This is a genomic window from Segeticoccus sp., from assembly GCF_035708005.1.
In genome coordinates, this window is the sequence record NZ_DASSTI010000076.1 from 1 (window position 1) to 5007 (window position 5007).

At 71.7% G+C, this 5007-nt stretch carries 4 protein-coding genes; 3 read left to right on the plus strand and 1 reads right to left on the minus strand.

The window, feature by feature from the left end; translation table 11 throughout:
* A partial coding sequence (locus VFL99_RS08665) for an NAD(P)/FAD-dependent oxidoreductase (protein WP_325105943.1) occupies positions 1-750 on the minus strand: 750 nt, incomplete at its 3' end.
* 327 nt (positions 751-1077) lie between these two features.
* On the opposite strand from VFL99_RS08665, the gene VFL99_RS08670 reads away from it, so the two are divergent.
* The 3 genes from VFL99_RS08670 to VFL99_RS08680 all read left to right on the plus strand — a co-directional run.
* On the plus strand, positions 1078-2580 hold the full coding sequence (locus VFL99_RS08670) for an aldehyde dehydrogenase family protein (protein WP_325105944.1): 1503 nt from the start codon (positions 1078-1080) through the stop codon (positions 2578-2580).
* Entirely contained in the window at positions 2577-4346 is a 1770-nt protein-coding gene (gene betA / locus VFL99_RS08675) for a choline dehydrogenase (protein WP_325105945.1), read from the plus strand. Before VFL99_RS08670 ends, betA begins: the two co-directional genes overlap by 4 nt.
* Positions 4343-5007 (plus strand): BCCT family transporter (locus VFL99_RS08680; RefSeq protein ID WP_325105946.1); only part of this gene is annotated, 665 nt, incomplete at its 3' end. The genes betA and VFL99_RS08680, both read left to right, overlap by 4 nt.

The window sequence follows — 5007 nt, forward strand, 5'->3', positions numbered from 1 at the left end:
GTGACCGGTCAGCGGCAGCACCGAGGGCCACGACGAGGTGTCGACGCCCTCGAGGCGCAGGTGGGTGATCTGCCCGCGCTGCGGCGCCAGCCCCAGCTCGACGCCGACCGGCTGGAGGAGCTCCGCCGTCCAGGCCCCGGCGGCGAGGACCACCGCGTCAGCGGCCAGCGGCTCGCCGTCGACCTGCACGGTCCCACCGCCGGTCACGGTCGCGTTCCCGCGGACCGTCCGCGCGCCCCGCGCGGCGGCGGCCTGCAACAGCCCCTGCCGCAGGCTGCGGCCGTCGACCCGCGCGCCGCCGGTCACGTGCAGCGCCGCGAGCCCGGGTGCCAGTGGCGGGAACAGCCGTCGCGCCCCGGCCTCGTCGACCCGCTCGACCGTGCCGGCCACGTCCGAGCCGGCCGTCCGGCGGCGGATCCGCTCCTCCGCCTCGTCCAGTTCGGCCGGGTTCGGGCTGACCACCAGGGAGCCGGTGCGGCGGAAGTCGACCGCCGCTGTGCCCGCGGAGGACAAGCGCTCCAGGAGGGTGGGGTAGTAGGCCGCGCCCTCGGCATACAGCTCGTAGTAGGGACCGCTCGAGGAGGAGCTCCACGGCTGGACGATGCCCGCGCCGGCCGCGGTGGCGACGCCTGCGCGGTCGGCGTCCACCACGGTCACGGGCACGCCGCGGCGGGCGAGGGCGAAGGCGGTCGAGGCGCCGGCGACACCGGAGCCGACCACGGCGACGTGCGGCAGGGGAGGAGTGCTCACCCGCCGACGTTCTCACGAGCGGTGGTTGCGGCCCTCAGCACGTCCCAGAGGCCCCACGGGCCACAGCAGCCCCGTCGCGCGCGATAACAGCCGGATTCGCGGGCCGCAAAGTGGAAGTTATCCACAGGTCTTTGGTAGACAAGAGTTTCCCCAGACGCCGCGGGCCCCGGCGCTCCCCGGTGCCGTCGCGCACCACCGGCTGCCTGCGTGCCGCGTCCGGGTGGCTGTCTCACGTTGTGTGGACCGGCAGGAGTGCGTCGAGTTCGGCTCGCGACCGTCCCCGCCGGTCCACCCCGACCGCGTCCGATTCGAGCTCCGGGAGGACCGATGCCTGACCTGTTCATCGACGGGACCTGGCGCGCCGCCAGCGACGGCGGCACCCGCACCATCAGCTGCCCCGCCGACGGCAGCACCGTCGGCACCGTCGACGAGGCGACCGCCGAGGAGGCCCGCGCCGCGGTCTCCGCTGCCCGGAAGGCGTTCGACGCGGGCCCGTGGCCCACGACGCCGAGCCCGGAGCGCGCCGCGCTGCTGTTCCGCCTCGCCGACCGCCTGGCCGCCGAGAAGGACGAGGTCGCCCGGCTCGAGGCGCTCGACACCGGCAAGCGGTTCGTCGAGGCGCAGATCGACATGGACGACATCGTGGGCGTCTTCCGCCACTTCGCGTCCCTGGCCCAGTCCGACGTGGGCCGCGTCGTCGACACCGGTATGCCGGGAGTCTCCAGTCGCGTGGTCCACGAGCCGGTCGGGGTGTGCTCGTTGATCACGCCGTGGAACTACCCGCTGCTGCAGACCTCCTGGAAGGTCGCGCCGGCGCTCGCGGCGGGGAACACGTTCGTGCTCAAGCCCAGCGAGCTCACGCCGCACACCGCCATCTGGCTGGTGCGGACGCTCGACGAGCTCGGGCTGCCGAAGGGGGTCGCGAACCTCGTCCTCGGCTCGGGGGCCACCGTCGGCGCGGCAATGACCGACGACCCGGGGGTGGACCTGGTCTCCTTCACCGGCGGGCTGGTGACGGGCCGGCGGATCATGGCCGCTGCGGCGCCGACGGTGAAGCGGGTCGCGCTGGAGCTGGGCGGCAAGAACCCGAACGTGGTCTTCGCCGACGCCGACCTGCCGGCCGCGATCGACAACGCGCTCACGGCGATCTTCCTCGACTCGGGGCAGGTGTGTTCGGCCGGCTCCCGGCTCATCGTCGAGGAGTCGGTGCACGACCAGGTCGTCGCCGAGCTGGTCCGGCGGGCGGGGCAGATCCGCCTCGGTGGGCCGTTCGACGAGGACGCCGAGACCGGACCGCTGATCAGCGGCGACCACCTCAAGAAGGTGCAGGCCTACGTCGAGAACGCGGTCGCGGAGGGCGCCCAGCTGCTCGTCGGCGGCACCACCCCGGACGACCCGGCCCTGGCCGACGGGCACTACTTCCTGCCGACCGTGCTCGACGGCTGCCGCAGCGAGATGCGTTGCGTGCAGGACGAGTCGTTCGGTCCGGTGGTGACGGTGGAGACGTTCTCCGGGGACACCCGCGAGGCCGCGGAGGACGCCGCCGTCGCCCTCGCCAACGACACCATCTACGGCCTCGCCGGAGCGGTGTGGACCGAGAACGCCGGCCGGGCCGAGCGGGTCGCGAACCGGCTGCGGCACGGCACGATCTGGATCAACGACTACCACCCCTACGTGCCCCAGGCCGAGTGGGGCGGCTTCAAGCAGTCCGGCGTCGGCCGCGAGCTCGGCCTCGCCGGGCTGGAGGAGTACCGCGAGGCCAAGCACATCTGGCACAACACGAAGCCGGCCAAGGCCGGCTGGTTTTCAGACACCAAGGAGGATGCGTGACCGAGCAGACCTGGGACTACGTCATCGTCGGAGGGGGCTCGGCCGGCTCGGCCCTGGCCAACCGGCTCAGCGCCGACCCCGGCACGACGGTCCTCGTCCTCGAGGCGGGCCGCAGCGACTTCCTCTTCGACCCGTTCATCCACATGCCGGCCGCACTGCCCTACCCGATCGGCAACCGGCTCTACGACTGGAAGTACGAGTCCGAGCCGGAGCCGCACATGGGCGGCCGGCGCGTCTACCACGCCCGCGGCAAGGTCCTCGGCGGCTCCAGCTCGATCAACGGCATGATCTTCCAGCGGGGCAACCCGATGGACCTCGAGCGCTGGTCCCACGACGAGGGCATGGAGAACTGGGACTACGCCCACTGCCTGCCCTACTTCAAGCGCATGGAGACCTGCGTCGCCGGCGCCGACGCCTGGCGCGGCGGCTCCGGCCCACTCATCCTGGAGCGCGGGCCGGCCGACACCCCCCTGTTCGGCGCGTTCTTCGAGGCCGTGCAGGAGGCCGGCTACCCGCTCACCGACGACGTGAACGGCTACCGCCAGGAAGGCTTTGCCAAGTTCGACCGCAACGTGCACCGGGGCCGCCGACTGAGCGCAGCCCGGGCATACCTGCACCCCGTGCAGAACCGCAAGAACCTGACCATCGAGACGCTCGCGATGGTGACCGGCCTTCGTACGGAAGGGAACCGGGTCACCGGCGTGGACTTCCTGCGCGGCGGCAAGCTGCACCGGCACGCCAAGGCGCGCGAGGTCATCCTGTGCGGTGGTGCGTTCAACTCCCCGCAGCTGCTGCAGCTGGCCGGGATCGGCAACGTCGCCGAGTTGCAGCAGCTCGGCATCGCCGCCATTGCTGATGTACCGGGCGTGGGGGAGAACCTGCAGGACCACCTCGAGGTCTACATCCAGCACGCGAGCAAGCAGCCGGTGTCGATCGCGCCCTGGCTGAAGCGTCGCCACATGCCGCGCATCGGGTTGGAGTGGTTGATGCGCAAGGGCGTTGGCGCGAGCAACCACTTCGAGGCGGGCGGGTTCATCCGCAGCAACGACGAGGTCGCCTGGCCAAACGAGATGTTCCACTTCCTGCCCATCGCCATCCGGTATGACGGCTCGCAGCCGGCTGCCGAGCACGGCTACCAGGTGCACATCGGGCCGATGTTCTCCGATGTGCGGGGCACGGTGAAGATCAAGAGCCGGGACCCGTTCGAGCACCCGGCGATCCGGTTCAACTACCTCTCGACCGAGAACGACCGCCGCGAGTGGATCGAGATGATCCGCGCCGCACGCAACATCCTCGAGCAGCCGGCGTTCGCCCCGTTCAGCGCGGGTGAGATCTCGCCGGGGCCGTCGGTGCAGACCGACCAGGAGATCCTCGACTGGGTCGCTCGCGACGCCGAGACTGCGCTGCACCCCTCCTGCACCGCCAAGATGGGCACCGGCGAGGGCAGCGTCATCGATCCGAGCACGATGCGGGTGCACGGCGTGGACGGACTGCGGGTCGTCGACGCCTCGGTGTTCCCCTACGTCACGAACGGCAACATCTACGCGCCGGTGATGATGGTCGCCGAGAAAGCCGCCGACCTCATCATGGGCAACACGCCGCTGGCGCCGTCGCACGTGCCGTTCTACCGGCACAGCGAGGGCATGCCCCTCTACCCCCAGGGTGACCCGCGCAACGACGCCTGGGACGCCACGACCAACCCGCCCAGCGCCGCCGGGGCCAATCCCGCGCCGGCGCGCAAGGTCTCGACCCCGGAGGCGTCATGAGCAGCACCACCGTGAACGGCCAACCCACCGGAAGCCCGCCCACACCGCCGGAGGTCGGGGCGCCGAAGGGCGCGCGCCCCGAGATGAACAAGCCCGTGTTCATCGGCTCGGCGGTCGGCATCCTCGCCATCGCCGGCTGGGCCCTGATCGCCCCCCAGCACGCGGCCGGTGTGCTCGGCACCGTCGTCGGCTGGATCGCCGGCGGTTTCGGCTGGTTCTACATCGCGCTGGCCACCGTGGTGCTGGGCTTCGTGATCTACCTCGGCCTGTCCCGGTTCGGGCACATCCGCCTCGGCCCGGCGCACTCGCGCCCGCAGTACACGACGTTCTCGTGGGCCGCGATGCTCTTCGCGGCGGGCATCGGCACCGACCTGATGTTCTTCTCGGTGGCCGAGCCCGTGACGCAGTACCTGCACCCGCCGGTCGGCAAGGGCGGCACGATCGAGGCCGCCCGCGAGGGCGCCGTGTGGACGATGTTCCACTACGGCATCAGCGGCTGGGCGATGTATTCGCTCATGGGGATCGCGCTGGGTTTCTTCGCCTACCGGCTGGGCCTGCCGCTGGCGGTCCGCTCGGCGCTCTACCCGATCTTCGGCAAGCGGCTCGACGGCGCGCTCGGCCAGGGCGTCGACACCGCCGCCGTGCTGGGCACCATCTTCGG